The organism is Kitasatospora sp. NPDC086791 (genome assembly GCF_040685975.1).
GTDB lineage: Bacteria > Actinomycetota > Actinomycetes > Streptomycetales > Streptomycetaceae > Kitasatospora.
Genome location: NZ_JBFBOC010000032.1, coordinates 54,253 through 73,830 on the forward strand (window position 1 = coordinate 54,253; position 19,578 = coordinate 73,830).

The following is a 19,578-nucleotide window of genomic DNA, read 5'->3' on the forward strand; positions in this document are numbered from 1 at the left end:
CCACCGCATCGATGGAGTGTCGGACAGGGCGGACCACGGGGGCGGCGCACATGGGGTGGATCGGGGCGGGCCGGGAGGCCAAGGACGCCGAGTTCCTGGAACTCGTCGGCGGCCGTACCGGCCACCTGTACCGCTCGGCCTGCCTGCTCACGAGCGGCGACACCCACTACGCCGAGGACCTCGTGCAGGAGGCCCTCGGCCGGATGTACGTGCTCTGGCGGCGCAGCGCCTTCACCGGCGGCCGGGACCGGATCGCCAACCCGGCGGCCTACACCCACACCGTCATGGTGCGCACCTTCCTCGCCCAGAAGCGCCGCCGTGCCAGCGGTGAGCGCCCCACCGACGACCTCCCGGAGCCGGCGGGGCAGGACGGCGACAGCAGCCTGCGGCTGACCCTCCTCGACGCGCTCGGCCGGATGCCGCCCAAGGACCGGGCCGTCCTGGTGCTGCGCTACTGGGAGGACCGCAGCGTCGAGGAGACCGCCGAGGTGATGCGGCTGTCCTCCGGCGCCGTCCGGACCCGCACCACCAGGGCGCTGGCCCGGCTGCGCGCCCTGCTCGGCGATTCGCTGGCCGAGCTCGCCGCCCGCTGAGGCCGGGCCGGTGCCCGCGGAGTCGCTGCCTGCCGGGCCGGCGGCGGCTCCGAACCGACTGCACTTCTCGCAACCCGTGACGCAAGGAGACGGTGAACCCCCATGCCCGAACCGGACAAGTTCGAGGACGATCTGCTCTATGCCCTCACCCGTACGGGTGAAGGTTTCCGCACCGGTCAGGCCGACCTGGTCGCGGGCGGCTACCGGCGCGGCCGCAGCCGCTGGCGCCGCCGTTCGGCCGCCGCCGTGGTGAGCGGCGCCGCCGCGCTGGCCCTGGTGGGCACCGGCGCGGTGTACCTGGCCGGACCCCCGGCGGCGAAGGACGCGGGCACGGTGAGCGCGGCCTCCGGCCCGGCCACCGCCCCCGGCGGCGGCAGCCCCGCGGCCACCCCGACCACGGTGCGCTCCTCGGCCCCGACCGTGGTCACCGGAGACGAGGTGCTGGCGACCTTCCAGGCCCTGCTGCCCAAGGGCGAGACCACCGAGGCCAAGGGGCACGGCACCGACGACGACCGGACGAAGGGCACCTTCGTCGGCGCGGACCTGGTCTTCGACGACGGCCAGGGCAAGTCGCTGGTCCAGCTCGGCATCCAGAAGCACCGGCCCGGGCAGGGGCAGCCGCGCACCTGCCCGACGGACCTCGAGCTCGCCCGGATCGACTCCTGCGCCGTCACCACCCTGCCGGACGGCTCCCGGCTCCAGCTCCTGCAGGGGTACGAGTACTCGGACGGCCGGGCCGGCACCAAGGAGTGGAGCGCCGCGCTGTCCGGACCGGACGGCCGGGAGATCACGGTGAGCGAGTGGAACGCGGCCCAGGAGAAGGGCGCGCCCGACAGCCGCCCCGCCCCGCCGCTCACCCTCGACCAGCTGAGGGCGGTCGTGACCGACAGGTCCTGGGACCGGGTCGTCGCGGCGGTCAAGGCCGAGGGCATCGACACCCAGGCGGCCGACCCGGGTCTGTCGCTGGAGGCGCGGGAGGCCGCCCTGGTCCCGCTGCTGCCCCCGGGGGTGACCGTGACCGGCCGCACCGGCGAAGCGTTGTACGCCACCTTCCAGCTGGCCCGGGGGCAGAACACCGGCTCGCTGGTGCTGCAGGTGCAGAACTGGTCGAAGCTGGTGGACAACCCGTGGGCGCAGGCGTTCAAGGACGCGCTCACCCGGCCCGACGGGACCAAGGTGCTCACCAGGGGCGGCACGGACACCAAGGAGAAGATGCCGCCGACGGTGAGCGTCCTGCGCCCGGACGGCATGGAGGTCTCGGTCTCCCAGGGTCCGACCGGCACGGCGCTGCTCACCCGGGAGCAGCTGGAAGCGATCGCCGTCAGCCCGGTGTGGCGGGCCGAGAAGTAGCCGGCGGCCGGGCGGCGACCGTCCGAACGCGGCGGTGCGAACGCGGCGGTGCCCCGGGCTTGGGGAGGCCCGGGGCACCGCCGCGTGGGGGAGGTGGGGGAGGTGGGGTCAGTCCTGCTGGTCCTCGGGGAGGCTGATCACCCAGCGGGTCTCCTGCCGGGGCCGCAGGTAGAACAGCCAGTACAGGGTGGCCGCGGCGGTGATGCCGCCGGTCCAGAGCAGGGGCTCGGCGTCCAGCTTCGTCATCACGTAGACCAGGACGGCGATCAGGACGGCCGGGACGGCGGGCCACAGCGGCATCCGCCAGGCGGCGGCGTGCTTGTGGTGGGCGCGGCGGGAGAGCAGCGCGGCGACCGCGACCAGCAGGTACATCCCGGTGACGGCGACGCCGGTGATGTTGCTCAGCAGCTCGCCCTTGACGAAGCAGAGCGCGGCGCCGGGCAGGCCGACGGCCAGGGTGGCGATCCAGGGGGAGCCGAACCGGCCGAGGGTGGCGAAGGCCTTGTTGACCGGCTCCGGCCAGGCCTTGTCACGGGCGGAGGCGAACAGCACCCGGGAGTTCTGGATGACCATGACGATGCCGGCGTTGATGATGGCCAGCGCGACGCAGAGGCTGATGAAGGTGCCGACCGCGGAGTTGCTCCAGGCGGTGACCATGCCGGAGATGTCGCCGGAGGTCAGGGTCTGCAGGTCGGGGGCGCCCACGGTGATGGCGACGACCGGGATCAGGATGACGGCGGCGGAGATGCCGAGCGTCCACAGCACGGTGCGGGAGACGTTGCGGCGGGGGTTCTCCAGCTCCTCGGAGAGGTAGACGGCGGTGGAGAAGCCCTGGGTGATGAACAGGGCGATGCCGAGCGCGCCGACGATGGCACCGACGCTCACCGTGGTGGTGGCACCGCCGTCCCCGGCGACCACGCCGTGCAGCAGGCTGGGGGCGTTGCCGTTGGCGTGGGCGAAGCCGAGCACCGAGACGACACCGGCCGCGATGACCTCCAGGACCAGGAAGATGCCGGTGATCCAGGCGTTGGCACGCAGGTCGAGCAGACCGGCCAGGGTGGCCGCGAGCATCACCGCGGCGCCGGTCATGGCCTTGTCGACGTGCAGGACGGGCGCGAGGTAGTCGGCGGTGCCGAGGGCGATGACCGAGGGGACGATCATCACCACGATCAGCGAGAGCACGAAGACCAGCCAGCCCATCAGCCGTCCGGCCAGGGTGCCGACCATGGCGTACTCGCCGCCGGCGCTGGGGATCAGGGTGCCGAGCTCGGAGTAACAGAACGCGACGGCGACGCAGAGCACGGTGCCGATGGCGATGGCCAGGGCGGTGGCGCTGCCGATGCTGGAGAACAGTTCCGGCACGATCACGAAGAGCGTCGACGCCGGGGTGACGCAGGACAGCGTGAGCAGTGTGCCGCCCACCACGCCGATCGAGCGCTTGAGCTGCTGGGGCGCGGCCGCCTCGGCCGCCGGGGCGGCTACGTTCTGTGGCGGGCGAAGCGTGTCGGTCATGTGGCTTCCGATCGGCTCTGTGCGGTCCTGGGGTGGGAGCGGTATCGCCTCCGCTGGGCTGGTTGCTCGGGTTCTGGTCCAGTCGCTCCCGGGCCGCAATGGAACCTTGGGCGTATTGATCGCGTCAACGTCGGAACTGCTTCGGAATCCGTTGCAGCAAACGGTATAAACATGCGATCCGATGATCACTTTCAGGCATTGCGCGGTTTGTCCGACTTGTTACCTTGGCTGGATCGCGATTGAATCGAAGGTGAACAAAGGGAGAAGGTTGACATTCGAAGGCGTCGGTCGGGGTGGGCGGTGGTACGTCCAGGCGCCCCTCGAAGGGCCTCGCAACTCCCCGGCCGGGTACGGGAACCGCAGCGCCCGCCGGGAAAGATCTAGGTAACGTTTCAGCACCTGGGACGCCGAAGGGGTCGGACTCCCCGGAGCCCGACCCCTTCGACCACCGTCCGTGACGACCGGCCCGGCTACGCCACCGGCAGCCAGCCCGTCTGGACCATCTGCCCGCCGGTCACGCGGCGTGACACGTAGATCCCGCGGCCCGGCGGCAGCGCCTGCGGCTTGACCGTCCCCAGCAGCGCGCCCTCGTCCCGGCTCCCGGACAGGATCACGCCCTGACCGCCCAGCTCGCGCATCCGCTGCAGCACCGGCTCGTACAGCGAGCGTCCGGCGCCGCCCGCGCTGCGGGCCACGATCACCCGCAGGCCGATGTCCCGGGCGAACGGCAGGAACTCGGCCAGCGGCGCCAGCGGGTTGCCCGAGCCCGTCGCGACCAGCTCGTAGTCGTCGACGACCACGAACATGTCCTTGCCGCTGTACCAGCTGCGGTTGCGCAGCTGCTCGGCGGTCACGTCCGGGCCGGGCAGCCGGCGGGAGCAGGCCCCGCGCAGCATCTCCACCACGGCCGACATGGCCGGCTGCGCGGCCGCGTACTCGACCAGGTACTCCGGCGGCACCGCGCCCAGCAGCGCGCGCCGGTAGTCGCCGACCACGATGCCCGCCTGGTCCGGCGTGTAGCGCTCGGTGATCTGCTTGATCAGCATCCGCAGCACCGCCGACTTCCCCGACTCGGTGTCGCCGAAGACGATGAACAGCGGGTCGGTCTCGAAGTTGACGAAGGCGGGCGCCAGCTCCGCCTCGTCCACGCCGAAGGCCACGCCGCGCTCCGGGTGCTCGAAGCCCTTCGGCAGCGAGTGCCCGTCCAGCACGGCCGGCAGCATCCGGACCTGCGGGGCGCGCGGCCCGCTCCAGGCCCCGTCGATCGCGCCGACCAGCCCGGCCACGCCGTCCTGCAGGTCGTCGACGCCGGAGGAGCCGTCCAGGCGCGGCAGGCCGGACAGGAAGTGCAGCCGCTCCGGGGTGATGCCGCGACCGGCCTGCGACGGGACGTTCTGCGCCGCCCGGCGGTCCACCTCGGACTCCATCGCGTCGCCGAGCTTCAGCTCGGTGCGGTTCTGCAGCAGGTCCTTCAGGGCCGGGCGCACCTCCGCGTACCGGGCCGCGGTGATGATCAGGTGGACGCCGTAGCCGAGGCCGCGCTGGGCGAGGTCGCCGATCACCGGCTCCAGGCCCTCGAACTCCTGCTTGAAGGTGTTCCAGCCGTCGATCACCAGGAACACGTCGCCGAAGGCCTCGTCCGGCAGCTGCCCGGCCGCCCGGCGGGCCCGGTAGGTGCCGATGGTGTCGATCCCGGCGGTCCGGAACAGCTCCTCGCGCCGGTTCATCACCCCGTGCACCTCGGAGACCATCCGGCGCACCTCGTCCACGTCCAGCCGCCCGGCCACCCCGCCGACGTGCGGCAGCCCGGCCAGCGACCGGAAGCCGCCCGCGCCGAAGTCCAGCAGGTAGAACTGCACCTCGCGCGGGGTGTGGGTGAGGGCGAACGAGGCCACCGCGGTGCGCACCACGGTCGACTTGCCCGAGCGCGGGCCGCCCACGATCAGGCCGTGACCGGCCGCCCCCGCGTAGTCGACCTCGAGGATGTCCGTCTTCTGCTCGCGCGGCCGGTCCACGATGCCGATCGGCACCCGCAGGCGGCCCACCGGGTGGCCGGGGGCGGTCAGCCCGCGCTCCGGCACCACCTGCAGCGGCGGCAGCAGGTGGTCCATGCTCGGCGCCTCCTCCAGCGGCGGCAGCCACACCTGGTGCGCGGCCGGGCCCTGGCCGGCCATCCGCTGGACGAACACGTCCAGCACGGTGTCCACCAGCGCGTCGTCCTGCTCCGGCACCGGCGACGCCTCCTCCTCCACCGGGTCCGGCAGCTCCACGAAGGCCGCGGTGAACTCCACCGGGCGCGCGGCGACCCGCCGCCCGCCGGTCGACCGCTGCTGCCCCGGCGCCCGGTACGGCCCGGAGACGTAGGCGGCCTTGAACCGGTCCATCACGTCCTCGCCGAACTTCAGGTAGCCGACGCCCGGCACCGGCGGCAGGTGGTAGGCGTCCGGCACGCCGATCGCCGCCCGCGACTCGGCCGCCGAGAAGGTGCGCAGACCGATCCGGTACGAGAGGTAGGTGTCCAGGCCGCGCAGCTTGCCCTCCTCCAGCCGCTGCGAGGCCAGCAGCAGGTGCACGCCCAGCGACCGGCCGATCCGGCCGATCTGGATGAACATCTCGATGAAGTCCGGCTTGGCGGTGAGCAGTTCGGAGAACTCGTCGATGATCAGCACCAGCGAGGGCAGCGGGTCCAGCGCCGCTCCGGCCGCCCGGGCCCGCTCGTACTCGTGGATGTTGGCGTAGTTGCCCGCCGAGCGCAGCAGCTCCTGGCGGCGGTGCAGCTCGCCCTCGATCGCGTCGCGCATGCGGTCGACCAGGGTGAGCTCGCCCTCCAGGTTGGTGATCACCGCGGAGGTGTGCGGCATGTCCGCCATGCCGGAGAAGGTCGCACCGCCCTTGAAGTCGGCGAGGACGAAGTTCAGGATCTCCGAGGAGTGCGTCATCGCCAGTGCCAGCACCAGGGTGCGCAGCAGCTCCGACTTGCCGGAACCGGTCGCGCCCACGCACAGGCCGTGCGGGCCCATGCCCTCCAGCGCGGCCTCCTTGATGTCCAGGTACACGTGCTCGCCGTTGGCGCCGACACCGATCGGCACCCGCATCCGCTCGTGCTGGGCGCGCTGGCGCCAGCTGCGGTTGACGTCGAAGGAACCCGGGTCGCCCGAGTTCATCATGTCGGTGAAGTCCAGGTTGGACAGCAGCGGCTCGTCGTCCCCGCCGGCCGAGACCCGGTACGGCGCCAACTGCCGTGCCAGCGCCTCGGACTGCCACACCGAGAGCAGGTCCGGCGTGCCGGTGTAGGTCGCGCCGGAGGCCGAACGCAGGACCAGCTCCTCGGCGTTGACCGTCACCATCAGGTGCCCGCTCGGTTCGTCGACCTCGCCCGGGACCACCTCGATCACCGTCACGCCCTGCACGCCCTCGGGGCTCGCCAGCAGCGAGTCGTGCGGCACCCCGGCACCGTCCATGACGATCACCAGGTGCGGCTGGTCCGCGGCGGGCGCCGCGTCCCGGACGAAGCGCTGACGCCCGGCCAGTTCGTCCTGCAGCAGGTACTCCAGGTCGCCCAGGTCGGTGGCGAACAGCCGGCGCGAGCCCGCGCCGTCCGCCTCCTTGCGGTGCTGGTTGTGCGGGAGCCACTTCGCCCACTCCCACTCCTCGGCCGCGCCGGGCGCCGCCGCGACCGCCACCATCAGGTCGTCCGGCGAGTGCAGGGTGGTCAACTGGGCGATCATCGCGCGCACGTTGCCGTACACCGAGTCCGGGTCCCCGCACACCGTGATGTGGTAAAAGGCCCGCAGCGACACCGCCAGCGGCAGGTCCTGCAGGGTGCCGTGCGCCTTCAGGAAGGAGTGCATGGCGGCCGCCGACAGCGGCTCCAGCTCGTCCATCGGCGCGGTCTGCGGCGCCACCAGCGGCGTGGCCAGCTGCACCGGCCCGAGGCCGACCCGGATCTGCGCGAAGTCGCCGTCCCCGGTGCGCCGTTCCCACAGCCGCCGGCCGTCCTCGACGATCGACCACAGCTGGTCCGGCGCCGGGTTCAGGAACAGCAGCGCACCGCGCTGGCGCTCCGCCGTGCGGCGCACCTGGCGGCGGGTCTGCTGCAGGTACTTGAGGTAGTCGCGCCGCTCGTCCGCCGTCGCGGTCGAGCCGCCCCGGCGGGCCCGCACGATCTGGGCCAGTGCCATGCCGACCGTCGAGACGATCATCAGACCGCCCATGATCTTCATCGGGGCGGCCGCACCCGGCGAGAAGAAGAACACCGCCGAACCGCCCATGCCGAGCATCGGCAGGATGCTCATCAGCCAGTCCTCACCGCCCTGCCGGGGCAGTTCGGGCGGGCTCACCAGCTCCACCGGCTCGTCCGGCACGGTGGGCGGATAGGCCCTGGCCGGTCGCTTGACCGTGATCACACCCATGTGTCATCCACCCCGTGGCGTCGATCGATCACTTCGGCATCAGCCCGGACGCGACTGCGTACGGCCCGTACGGGAACCCGACGGCTGAGGACGCCCCACCCAGCGCGGGCCCCCGTACGTACCTCCGCGCAGGCGCCGATCCTAACGGTCGCCCCCGCACGGCCCGCCAGGCCTCGGCCGGGAACCCAGCGGGTAGGGTAACGCCGCGCCAACTCGCGGCCCGGTCGGGCCGGTTCCGCAGCCACACCGAGCGCCGCCGTGCCTCGGCACCGTCAACAAGGGGGAGCGACACGTGCGTCGAAGGAACGAGGTGGGGGCATGACCAGTGCCGCCGCGACCGGCTACTGCCGGGTGACGGTCGTCGCCCCGGACCGCCGGATCGACGTCGCCCTGCCCGAGGACGTCCCGCTCGCGGACGTCTACCCCGAGGTGCTGCGCCTGGCCAACCAGAGCCAGCCCGACGGCGCCCCCACCGGCTTCCACCTGGTCCGCCGCGACGGCACCGTCCTCGACAGCGGCCTGTCGCTGACCGCCCAGCAGGTCCGCGACGGCGACCTGCTCGCGCTGCGCCCCTTCGCCGAGTCCCTCCCGCCGGCCGTCTACGACGACGTCGCCGACGCCATCGCCAGCGCCGTCGAGGCCGACCGCCGGTTCTGGACCGCCGAACTGATGCGCGGCTTCGGCCTGATCGGCGCCGGGGTGCTGCTCACCCTGCTCGGCTTCGCGCTCTGGTTCTCCGACCTGCGCCACGACATGCACGGCCTGCCCGGCGTCCTGGCCGGCGTCACCGCCGTCCTGCTCACCGCACTGGCCGGCGTGCGCGCCCGGGTCTACCAGGACGCCCGGGCCGCCCTCGCCCTCGGCCTCGGCGCGCTGCCGCACGCCGTGATCGGCGGCAGCGGCCTCGTCCCCGTCGCACACCCCGGGGACGGCCCCGGCCGGATCCAGTTCCTGGCCGGCTGCGTGACCGCCCTGGTGGTCGCCGTGCTGCTGACCGGCCTGCTGCCGGAGAAGGACGCGGTGTTCGTCGCCGCCGCCCTGGTCGCCGCCGCCGGCGCGCTCGCCACCTTCGCCGCGGTCCTGACGCCGGAGACCCCGGCCGGGCACATCGCCGCCGTCACCGGTGTCGCCGCCGTCGCCGCCGTCGGCTTCCTGCCCGGCCTCTCCGCCCGCTTCGCCCGGCTGCCGGTCGGCTTCAGCGCCCCCGGCCAGACCCGCACCCGCAGCCGCGACTACGACGAGGAGGCCGAGCGCGCCGAGGCCGTCCAGTACGAGCGGATCGCCCACCAGGCCCGCCGCGGCCACGAGGTGCTGGTCGGCCTGGTCGGCGGCTGCGCCGCGGTCGTGGTCGGCGCCTGCGCGGTCCTCGGCTTCACCGACGAGACCTTCCCCGAGCTGCTCGCGCTCGCCCTGGGCCTGGCCACCATGCTGCGCGCCCGGCTGTTCCGCTACACCGCGCAGGTCCTCAGCCTCACCGTGGCCGGCCTGCTCGGCCTGTGCCTGCTGATCGTCGGGCTGTCCCTGCACACCCCGCAGTTCTTCCTGCGGGTCGCGGGCTCCACCACCCAGCTCGACCTGCGCACCGTCTGGCTGGCCGGCTCCATCGCCTTCGGCGCCGCGCTGCTCGTCGCGATCGCCCTGGTGGTGCCCCGGCTCGGCGTCTCCCCGTTCTGGGGGCGCATCCTGGACCTGGTCGACAGCCTCACGCTGATCTCGCTGGTCCCGCTGGCGCTGGCCGTCCTGGACATCTACCGGCTGGTCCGCGGCGCCACCGGCTGACCCGCGCCCGCCCCGCCGGTGCCGCCCTCCGGCGCCCGCCGCCGCCCCCGCCGGGAGTGCTCCGCCACCCCTCCGGGGCCCGCCGGACGGCCGGATGGGCGGCACTGGTACGCTTGGCCTCCGAGCGCAGCCGTGTGTCCGCCGCCCCTCCGTGGGCTGCAGCGCGCCGGCCGCACTCACGACACCGAGTTCTCGATGAGTCCTGTGCTGTCGACCAGGACCGCTCGGTAGACCCCGAAGGAGTTGCAGTGGCTCTCGCCTCTGACGTCAAGAAGCAGATCATCGCCGAGTTCGGCCAGAAGGAGGGCGACACCGGCTCCCCCGAGGTCCAGGTGGCCATGCTCTCCCGTCGCATCTCGGACCTGACCGAGCACCTCAAGCTGCACAAGCACGACCACCACTCGCGTCGTGGCCTGCTGATCCTGGTCGGCCAGCGCCGCCGCCTGCTGCAGTACCTGGCCAAGAAGGACATCGAGCGCTTCCGTACGCTCGTCGACCGCCTGGGCATCCGTCGCGGTGCCGCCGGCGGCGCCCGCTAAGACCGCCGCTCGGGGCGGCTCCCCACACCGGGGAGCCGCCCCTCGCGCGTATGCCGCGCCCGTCGGGCCGCAGCGCCCTGACATAACAACTCGCGCGCACCTCCCCAGGTGGCCGAGGATTGCACCGTAGGGTTGTGGGCATGCCGGGTGATGGCGCACCAGCGCGCCACCCGGGCAGACAGACCCGAACCCCCCGCGGGACGAAGGCTTCAAACGGAAGCCGCCCGCATCCGAGAGAGCGTCCAGACGCGGAACGCCCGTCCCGGCCCGGCAGCCGTGAGGCGCCGGTCCTCGGTAGTGGCCGTCGGAACCCCCGCAGACCGAGCGGGGCACTCCGGAGGCTTCGATCGAAGACCGGCCCGACTGCCGCCCTCCCTGACGAGGGCACCCAGGGCCACCGACAGGAAGTGCGCGGGGACGCTCTCCCGGAGACGTACGAAAGAGGAGATCTTCCAGGTGGAAGAGAACGTGTTCTACGCCGAGGCCGTGATCGACAACGGTTCCTTCGGCACCCGTACCATCCGCTTCGAGACCGGCCGCCTGGCCCGTCAGGCCGGCGGCTCCGCCGTGGCCTACCTCGACGACGACACCATGGTGCTGTCGGCCACCAGCGCGTCCAAGCAGCCGAAGGAGCACTTCGACTTCTTCCCGCTGACCGTGGACGTCGAGGAGCGGATGTACGCCGCGGGCCGCATCCCCGGCTCGTTCTTCCGTCGCGAGGGCCGGCCCTCCGAGGACGCGATCCTCACCTGCCGCCTGATCGACCGCCCGCTGCGCCCGTCCTTCGTCAAGGGCCTGCGCAACGAGGTCCAGGTCGTCGTCACCGTGATGGCGCTCAACCCCGACCACCTGTACGACGTGGTCGCGATCAACGCCGCCTCCGCCTCCACCCAGCTGGCGGGCCTGCCGTTCTCCGGCCCGATCGGCGGCGTGCGCGTCGCGCTGATCAACGGCCAGTGGGTCGCCTTCCCGACCCACAGCGAGCTGGAGTCGGCCGTCTTCGACATGGTCGTCGCCGGTCGCGTCCTGCCGGACGGCGACGTCGCGATCATGATGGTCGAGGCCGAGGCCACCGACAAGACCATCAAGCTGGTCGAGGGCGGCGCCGAGGCGCCGACCGAGGAGGTCGTGGCCGCCGGCCTCGACGCCGCCAAGCCGTTCATCAAGGTCCTCTGCGCCGCGCAGTCGCAGCTGGCCGCCCAGGCCGCCAAGCCGACCGGCGAGTTCCCGGTGTTCCTGGACTACCAGGACGACGTCCTCGCCGCGCTGAGCGCCGCCGTCAAGGACGAGCTGGCCCAGGCCCTGACCATCGCGGGCAAGCAGGAGCGCAACAACGAGCTGGACCGCGTCAAGGCGCTGGCCGCCGAGAAGCTGCTCCCCGAGTTCGAGGGCCGCGAGAAGGAGATCAGCGCCGCCTACAACGCGCTGACCAAGAAGATCGTCCGCGAGCGCGTCATCACGGACAAGGTCCGCATCGACGGCCGCGGCGTCACCGACATCCGCACCCTGGCCGCCGAGGTCGAGGCCATCCCGCGGGTGCACGGCTCGGCCCTGTTCGAGCGCGGCGAGACCCAGATCCTGGGTGTCACCACGCTGAACATGCTCCGCATGGAGCAGCAGCTGGACACGCTCTCCCCGGAGACGCGCCGCCGCTACATGCACAACTACAACTTCCCGCCGTACTCCGTCGGCGAGACCGGCCGCGTGGGCTCGCCCAAGCGCCGCGAGATCGGCCACGGCGCGCTGGCCGAGCGGGCCATCCTGCCCGTGCTGCCCTCGCGCGAGGAGTTCCCGTACGCGATCCGCCAGGTCTCCGAGGCGCTCGGCTCCAACGGCTCCACCTCGATGGGCTCGGTCTGCGCCTCGACCATGTCGCTGCTGAACGCCGGTGTGCCGCTGAAGGCCGCCGTCGCCGGCATCGCGATGGGCCTGATCTCCCAGGAGATCGACGGCGAGACCCACTACGTCACGCTGACCGACATCCTCGGCGCCGAGGACGCGTACGGCGACATGGACTTCAAGGTCGCCGGTACCCGCAACTTCATCACCGCCCTCCAGCTGGACACCAAGCTGAACGGCATCCCGGCGTCGGTGCTCGCCGCCGCGCTGAAGCAGGCCAAGGACGCCCGCCTGCACATCCTCGACGTGATGAACGAGGCCATCGACTCCCCGGACGAGATGTCCCCGAACGCGCCGCGCATCATCACCATCAAGATCCCGGTGGACAAGATCGGTGAGGTCATCGGCCCCAAGGGCAAGATGATCAACCAGATCCAGGAGGACACCGGCGCCGAGATCACGATCGAGGACGACGGCACCATCTACATCGGTGCCGCCGACGGCCCGGCCGCCGAGGCCGCCCGCACCACGATCAACCAGATCGCCAACCCGACCATGCCGGAGGTCGGCGAGCGCTACCTGGGCACCGTGGTCAAGACCACGACGTTCGGCGCGTTCGTCTCGCTGATGCCGGGCAAGGACGGCCTGCTGCACATCTCGCAGATCCGCAAGCTGGCCGGCGGCAAGCGCGTGGAGAACGTCGAGGACGTCCTCGGCGTCGGCGCCAAGGTGCAGGTCGAGATCGCCGAGATCGACCCGCGCGGCAAGCTCTCCCTGATCCCGGTCATCGAGGGCGAGGAGGCCGGCGAGGCCGCTTCCGAGTGAAGCGCCGCTAGCTGACCCCGTGCGGCCCGTACGCCTCCCGGCGTGCGGGCCGCACCCCGTTGTCCACCCGCTTACGTCCGCACGTGCCATCCTCGCGTGCGTTTCCTCTGGAGGTACCCCCCGTGGCGCAGGCCCCGGCGGTAAAGCAGCGTCCCGGCACCACCCGGACCCTGCTCAAGGGCGTCGACGGCGCCGGCACGGTGCGCCGCACCGTCCTCCCCGGCGGCCTGCGGGTCGTCACCGAGACCCTGCCGACGGTGCGCTCCGCGACCTTCGGCATCTGGGTCGGCGTCGGCTCACGGGACGAGACCCCGCAGCTCAACGGCGCCACGCACTACCTGGAGCACCTGCTCTTCAAGGGCACCGAGCGGCGCAGCGCGCTGGACATCTCGGCGGCCCTGGACGCGGTCGGCGGCGAGATGAACGCCTTCACCGCGAAGGAGAACACCTGCTACTACGCCCGGGTCCTGGACACCGACCTGCCGCTGGCCATCGACGTGGTCTGCGACATGCTCACCGGCTCGCTGATCCGCCCCGAGGACGTCGACGCCGAGCGCGGCGTCATCCTCGAGGAGATGGCGATGGCCGAGGACGACCCGGGCGACGTGGTGCACGACCTGTTCGCCAAGGTGATCTACGGCAGCGGCCCGCTCGGCCGCCCGATCCTCGGCACCCAGGAGACCATCAAGGCGCTCACCCGGGACCAGATCGCCGGCTTCTACCACCGCCGCTACCGGCCCGAGAACCTGGTCGTCTCGGCGGCCGGCAACCTCGACCACCGCAAGGTCGTCAAGCAGGTCGAGCAGGCCTTCGCGACGGTGCTGGCCCGCTCCGACGCGGCCCCCGCCGAGGCCCGGCGCGGGGTCAAGGCGCTGCGCACGGCCGGGAAGGTCGAGGTGCTCAACCGGTCCACCGAGCAGGCCCACCTGGTGCTGGGCGTGCCGGGCGTGCCGCGGCACGACGAGCGCCGCTGGGCGATGGGCGTGCTCAACGCGGCCCTCGGCGGCGGGATGAGCTCCCGGCTGTTCCAGGAGGTCCGCGAGAAGCGCGGCCTGGCGTACTCGGTGTACTCCTACTCCTCGTCCTACGCGGACAGCGGCCTGTTCGGCATCTACGCCGGCTGCCAGCCCAAGCGGGTCGAGGAGGTGCTGCGGATCTGCCGCGCCGAGCTGGCCAAGGTGGTCGCCGAGGGCATCACCGAGGAGGAGCTGCGGCGCGCGATCGGGCAGATCTCCGGCTCGACCGTGCTCGGCATGGAGGACACCGGTTCGCTGATGAACCGGATCGGCAAGGCCGAGCTCAGCTACGGTCACCACCTGTCGGTGGACGACATGCTGGGCCGGATCGCGGCCGTGACCCTGGAGGACGTCCACGCGGTGGCCCGTGATGTGCTGGGCGCGTACCGGCCGTCGCTGGCGCTGATCGGTCCGGTCAACGACAAGCGGGCCGCCAAGCTCGCCGATCTGCTGGTGTGAGAGGACATATCGCTATGACGCTGCGTGTCGCCGTGATCGGTGCCAAGGGCCGGATCGGCTCCGAGGCGGTCAAGGCCGTCGAGGCCGCGCCGGACCTGGAACTGGTGGCCGCCCTGGGCCGCGGGTCGGAGCTCGGGGAACTCACCGACGCCGGGGCGCAGGTCGTGGTCGAGCTGACCCACCCGGACGCGGTGATGGGCAACCTCGACCACTGCCTGCACCACGGCATCCACGTGGTCACCGGCACCACCGGCTGGACGGACGAGCGGCTCGCCACCGTCCGCGGCTGGCTGGAGCAGGCCCCCGGACTCGGTCTGCTGATCGCCCCGAACTTCTCCATCGGAGCGATCCTCGGCATGAAGTTCTCCCAGGTCGCGGCGAAGTACTTCGAGTCGGTCGAGGTGGTCGAGCTGCACCACGACCGCAAGGCCGACGCACCCAGCGGCACCGCGGCGCGGACGGCGCAGCTGATCGCGGCCGCCCGGGCCGAGGCCGGCCGCCCGCCGCAGCAGGACCCGACCACCCACGGCCTGCCCGGCGCGCGCGGCGCCGACGTCGACGGGGTGCCGGTGCACTCCGTCCGGCTGCGCGGTCTGCTGGCCCACCAGCAGGTGATGTTCGGCGACACCGGCGAGACGCTCACCATCCGGCACGACTCGCTGCACCACAGCAGCTTCATGCCGGGCATCCTGCTGGGCGTGCGCAAGGTCGTCGAGACGCCGGGACTGACCTTCGGCCTCGAACACTTCCTGGACCTGTGAGCCCGACATGACCTCCCGTACCGGCTTCTTCGTCCTGTCCGGCGTGCTGCTGCTGGTCGCCCTGATCTGCGTGGGGGAGGGCGTCCAGCTGATCGCCACCGGCAAGCCGCTCGGCATCGGCATCGGCGTCTGCGCCTTCGTGATCCCGCTGATCGGCGTCTGGTTCCTGCGCCAGACCGTCCGCTTCGGGCGGGACAGCGAGCGGCTCGCGCGGGAGCTGGAGGCCGAGGGCGGCCTGCCGGTGGACGAGCTGAAGCGCACCACCGGCGGGCGGATCGACCGGGCCTCGGCCGACGAGGTCTTCGCCCGCCGCCGGGCCGAGGCGGAGACCGCCCCGGGCGACTGGCGGGTCTGGTTCCGCCTCGCCGTGGCCTACGCCGACGCCGGTGACACCCCGCGCGCCCGCAAGACCATGCAGCACGCCATCAAGCTGCACAGCACCGAACCCGCAAGGAGTAACGCGTGAGCGACGAACCGACGGCCCCCAGCTTCCGCAGCGACGTGACGGTGGAGCTGGTCCGCAGCGCCGCCGCCGACTCGGACGTCATCTGGGCGGCCCGCGTCTCGACCGCGGGGGAGCAGTCCCTGGAGGCGCTCTCGCAGGACCCGGAGAAGTCCAAGGGCCTGATCAACTTCCTGATGCGCGACCGGCACGGCACGCCCTTCGAGCACAACTCGATGACCTTCTTCATCAGCGCGCCGATCTTCGTGTTCCGGGAGTTCCACCGGCACCGCAGCGGCTGGTCGTACAACGAGGAGTCCGGCCGCTACCGCCAGCTGGACCCGGTGTTCTACGTCCCGGCCGAGGACCGCAAGCTGGTCCAGCAGGGCCGCCCGGGCAAGTACGAGTTCACCCCCGGCACGCCCGAGCAGCACGAGACCACCACCGCGGCGATGGAGGCGGCGTACCGCGAGTCCTACGCCCGCTACCAGGAGATGCTGGCGGCCGGGGTGGCCCGCGAGGTGGCCCGCGCGGTGCTGCCGGTCGGCCTGTTCTCCTCGATGTACGCGACCTGCAACTCGCGCTCGCTGATGCACTTCCTGTCGCTGCGGACCAAGCGCGACAACTCGGCGGTGCCGTCGTTCCCGCAGCGCGAGATCGAGATGGTCGCCGAGCAGATGGAGGAGCAGTGGGCGCAGCTCATGCCGCTCACCCATGCGGCCTTCGAGAAGCACGGCCGAGTCGCCCCCTGACCTGCGACGACAGGCATATGGGCAGTGTGTCTGGCATGTCTGGATTGCGCCTTTTCTAGCCGCTCCCTACATTCGTGAACACGGATCCCGGTGCTGCTCGAACCCCCGAGCGGGCGGCACCGGGATCCCATTTCACCGCCTGTTTCCACCGCTCACCGCCGCTGCCCCTGTCCGAACCCTGGACCGGTGTGGATACCGCCCCACCGCCTACGAGTAGTTTTGGACGCATGGCTCCGATCTCCACCCCACAGACGCCGTTCGGCCGGGTCCTGACCGCGATGGTCACCCCGTTCACCGCCGACGGCGGGCTCGACCTCGACGGCGCCCAGCGCCTCGCCACGCACCTCGTCGACTCCGGGAACGACGGCCTCGTCGTCAACGGCACCACCGGTGAGTCCCCGACCACCAGCGATGCCGAGAAAGCCCGACTGGTCCGCGCCGTGGTGGAGGCGGTCGGGGATCGCGCCCACGTGGTGGCCGGCGTCGGCACCAACGACACCCACCACAGCATCGAGCTGGCCCGGCAGGCGCAGGCCGCCGGGGCGCACGGCCTGCTGGCCGTCACGCCGTACTACAGCAAGCCCCCGCAGGAGGGCCTGTACCGGCACACCGTCGCCCTCGCCGACGCGACCGAGCTGCCGGTCATGCTGTACGACATCCCGGGCCGCAGCGGGGTGGCGCTGAGCCACGAGACGCTGGTCCGGCTCGGCGAGCACCCCCGGATCGTCGCCAACAAGGACGCCAAGGGCGACCTCGGCGCGGCGGCCTGGGCGATCGCCCGCTCCGACCTGGCCTGGTACTCCGGCGACGACATCCTGAACCTGCCGCTGCTGTCGGTCGGAGCCGTCGGCGTGGTCAGCGTCGTGGGACACGTCGTGGCCGGCGACCTGCGCGCGATGATCGAGGCCTACCTGGCGGGCGATGTGGTCAAGGCCACCAGCGTCCACCAGCGCCTGCTGCCGGTGTTCAGCGGTATGTTCCGCACCCAGGGCGTCATCCTGACCAAGGCCGCGCTGGAACTCCAGGGCCTGCCGGCCGGGCCGCTCCGGCTGCCCCTGGTCGGTGCGACGCCCGAGGAGATCGCGAAATTGAAGCAGGATCTCGCCGCCGGCGGGGTACACCTGTAGCAGACACGGACGTGCGCGCCCCGGCTCGCCGGACCCCCAGGGTCCGCCGCTGGACCGGACCGAAGGCGCGAGAGCACAGACCCAGTAGGAAAACGACACTGAGTACGCACGCCATATGTCTCCAGGGGGAGGACCCCGGGCATGTGGCGTGTGTCGTGAGGAGAGTCTTTTGAGCCACCCGCACCCCGAACTCGGCGCGCCCCCGGCCCTGAAGGAGGGCGCCCTCCGCATCACCCCGCTCGGCGGCCTCGGCGAGATCGGCCGCAACATGACGGTCCTCGAGTACGGCGACCGCATCCTGATCATCGACTGCGGCGTCCTCTTCCCCGAGGACGAGCAGCCCGGCGTGGACCTGATCCTCCCGGACTTCAGCTACATCCGGGACCGCCTCGACAAGGTCGACGGCATCATCCTCACCCACGGGCACGAGGACCACATCGGTGCCGTCCCGTTCCTCCTGCGGGAGAACCCGGACATCCCGCTGATCGGCTCGAAGCTGACCCTGGCCCTGATCGAGGCCAAGCTCGCCGAGCACCGGATCCGTCCGTACGTGCTGGAGGTCAAGGAGGGCGAGCGCGAGCGCATCGGCCCCTTCGACTGCGAGTTCATCGCGGTCAACCACTCCATCCCGGACGCCCTCGCCGTGGCCGTCCGGACCCCCGCCGGCATGGTCGTGGCCACCGGTGACTTCAAGATGGACCAGCTGCCGCTCGACGGCCGCCTCACCGACCTGCCGACCTTCGCCAAGCTGGCCGAGGAGGGCATGGACCTGCTGCTGGTGGACTCCACCAACGCCGAGGTCCCCGGCTTCATCCCGCACGAGCGGGACATCTCGGCGGCGCTGCGAAACGTTTTCGCGAACGCTGACAAGCGCATCATCGTCGCCTCCTTCGCCAGCCACGTGCACCGCATCCAGCAGGTCCTGGACGCCGCGCACGAGTACAAGCGCAAGGTCGCCTTCGTCGGCCGCTCGATGGTCCGCAACATGGGCATCGCCCGCGACCTCGGTTACCTGAAGGTCCCCGGCAACATGGTCGTGGACGTCAAGCAGCTGGACGACCTCCCGGACAAGGAGGTCGTGCTGATCTGCACCGGCTCGCAGGGCGAGCCGATGGCCGCGCTGTCCCGGATGGCCAACCGCGACCACCAGATCCGCATCGTCGAGGGCGACACCGTCGTCCTGGCCTCCTCGCTGATCCCGGGCAACGAGAACGCCGTCTACCGGGTGATCAACGGCCTGACCCGCTGGGGCGCCAAGGTCGTGCACAAGGGCAACGCCAAGGTGCACGTCTCCGGCCACGCCTCGGCCGGCGAGCTGCTCTACTTCTTCAACATCTGCAAGCCGCGCAACCTGATGCCGGTGCACGGCGAGTGGCGCCACCTGCGCGCGGCCGCCGAGCTGGGCATCGCCACCGGTGTGCCGCGCAACCGCGTGGTCATCGCCGAGGACGGCGTCTGCGTCGACCTGGAGCGCGGCGTCGCCAAGATCGTCGGCAAGGTGCAGGCCGGGTACGTCTACGTGGACGGCTCCTCGGTCGGTGACATCACCGAGGCCTCGCTCAAGGACCGCAAGATCCTCGGCGAGGAGGGCTTCATCTCGGTCTTCGTCGCGGTCGACTCGACCAACGGCAAGATCATCGGTGGCCCGACCATCCAGGCCCGCGGCTCCGGCATCGACGACAACGCGTTCGGTCCGGTGGTCGCCAAGCTCCAGGAGGCCCTGGACCGCTCGGCGAGCGACGGTGTGCTGGAGCCCCGCCAGGTGCAGCAGCTCGTCCGTCGGACCATCGGCAAGTGGGTCGCGGACAACTACCGCCGCCGGCCGATGATCCTGCCGGTCGTGGTCGAGGTCTGACGCTCGTCGTTCGAGCGCTGACGCTCGTCCGGTCCCGGGTGGGGCCGGTTTGACGTGGGGCGGCCCGGTGCGTAATGTTCTCCGGGTTGCCCCACGGGACGACCCCTCGGAAACGCGCTCGAATTCGAATTCGAGAACGGCCGGGGAAAACGGCCCGAGAGACTCTGATAGAGTCCGGGAGCGCCGAAAGGCAAAAGCCGATTGGATGAATCAAACTCCGGTAAACGGAGCGGAAAACGTCTGATAAGCTGGAAACACGAAAGAACGAAGCCCGGAGGGTCCGCTGGAAGGCGGTCCGAAGGAAGCGTCCGTTCCTT

Annotated in this window: 13 protein-coding genes; 11 read left to right on the plus strand and 2 right to left on the minus strand. The window is 71.7% G+C overall.

The window, feature by feature from the left end:
• Positions 1-50 precede the first annotated feature (50 nt).
• Complete coding sequence (locus AB0Q99_RS28880; protein ID WP_363576505.1) at positions 51-593, plus strand: SigE family RNA polymerase sigma factor; 543 nt, start codon at positions 51-53, stop codon at positions 591-593.
• 102 nt (positions 594-695) lie between these two features.
• Complete coding sequence (locus AB0Q99_RS28885) at positions 696-1,943, plus strand: hypothetical protein (RefSeq protein ID WP_363576506.1); 1,248 nt, start codon at positions 696-698, stop codon at positions 1,941-1,943.
• 108 nt (positions 1,944-2,051) lie between these two features.
• Here the strand turns inward: AB0Q99_RS28885 and AB0Q99_RS28890 are convergent, their stop codons facing one another.
• Both AB0Q99_RS28890 and eccCa read right to left on the minus strand, forming a co-directional pair.
• Positions 2,052-3,455 carry an APC family permease gene (locus tag AB0Q99_RS28890; protein WP_363576507.1) on the minus strand — a complete coding sequence of 468 codons (1,404 nt, stop codon included), beginning with the start codon at positions 3,453-3,455 and terminating at the stop codon, positions 2,052-2,054.
• Positions 3,456-3,925: 470 nt separating this feature from the next.
• Positions 3,926-7,867, minus strand: a complete 3,942-nt coding sequence (gene eccCa / locus AB0Q99_RS28895; RefSeq protein ID WP_363576508.1) for a type VII secretion protein EccCa — start codon at positions 7,865-7,867, stop codon at positions 3,926-3,928.
• A 318-nt stretch (positions 7,868-8,185) separates the two neighbouring features.
• Between eccCa and eccD the strand changes: the two genes are divergently transcribed.
• From eccD to AB0Q99_RS28940, 9 genes are all read left to right on the plus strand, one after another.
• Complete coding sequence (eccD, locus tag AB0Q99_RS28900; RefSeq protein ID WP_363576509.1) at positions 8,186-9,646, plus strand: type VII secretion integral membrane protein EccD; 1,461 nt, start codon at positions 8,186-8,188, stop codon at positions 9,644-9,646.
• 248 nt (positions 9,647-9,894) lie between these two features.
• Positions 9,895-10,185 (plus strand): 30S ribosomal protein S15, encoded by a 291-nt coding sequence (gene rpsO, locus AB0Q99_RS28905; RefSeq protein WP_030245440.1) that lies wholly within the window; start codon positions 9,895-9,897, stop codon positions 10,183-10,185.
• 456 nt (positions 10,186-10,641) lie between these two features.
• Positions 10,642-12,849 (plus strand): polyribonucleotide nucleotidyltransferase, encoded by a 2,208-nt coding sequence (locus AB0Q99_RS28910; RefSeq protein ID WP_363576510.1) that lies wholly within the window; start codon positions 10,642-10,644, stop codon positions 12,847-12,849.
• A 122-nt stretch (positions 12,850-12,971) separates the two neighbouring features.
• Positions 12,972-14,324, plus strand: a complete 1,353-nt coding sequence (locus AB0Q99_RS28915; RefSeq protein WP_363576511.1) for a pitrilysin family protein — start codon at positions 12,972-12,974, stop codon at positions 14,322-14,324.
• 14 nt (positions 14,325-14,338) lie between these two features.
• Positions 14,339-15,085, plus strand: a complete 747-nt coding sequence (gene dapB, locus AB0Q99_RS28920; protein WP_363576512.1) for a 4-hydroxy-tetrahydrodipicolinate reductase — start codon at positions 14,339-14,341, stop codon at positions 15,083-15,085.
• A gap of 7 nt (positions 15,086-15,092) precedes the next feature.
• Positions 15,093-15,551: a tetratricopeptide repeat protein gene (locus AB0Q99_RS28925; protein ID WP_363576513.1), complete on the plus strand. Its 459-nt coding sequence runs from the start codon at positions 15,093-15,095 to the stop codon at positions 15,549-15,551.
• The gene (thyX, locus tag AB0Q99_RS28930; RefSeq protein ID WP_363576514.1) at positions 15,548-16,279 is read left to right on the plus strand and encodes an FAD-dependent thymidylate synthase; all 732 of its coding nucleotides are present in this window, start codon (positions 15,548-15,550) and stop codon (positions 16,277-16,279) included. Before AB0Q99_RS28925 ends, thyX begins: the two co-directional genes overlap by 4 nt.
• A 227-nt stretch (positions 16,280-16,506) precedes the next feature.
• Complete coding sequence (dapA, locus tag AB0Q99_RS28935; protein WP_363576515.1) at positions 16,507-17,406, plus strand: 4-hydroxy-tetrahydrodipicolinate synthase; 900 nt, start codon at positions 16,507-16,509, stop codon at positions 17,404-17,406.
• Positions 17,407-17,575: 169 nt separating this feature from the next.
• Entirely contained in the window at positions 17,576-19,261 is a 1,686-nt protein-coding gene (locus tag AB0Q99_RS28940; protein WP_363576516.1) for a ribonuclease J, read from the plus strand.
• Positions 19,262-19,578 lie beyond the last annotated feature (317 nt).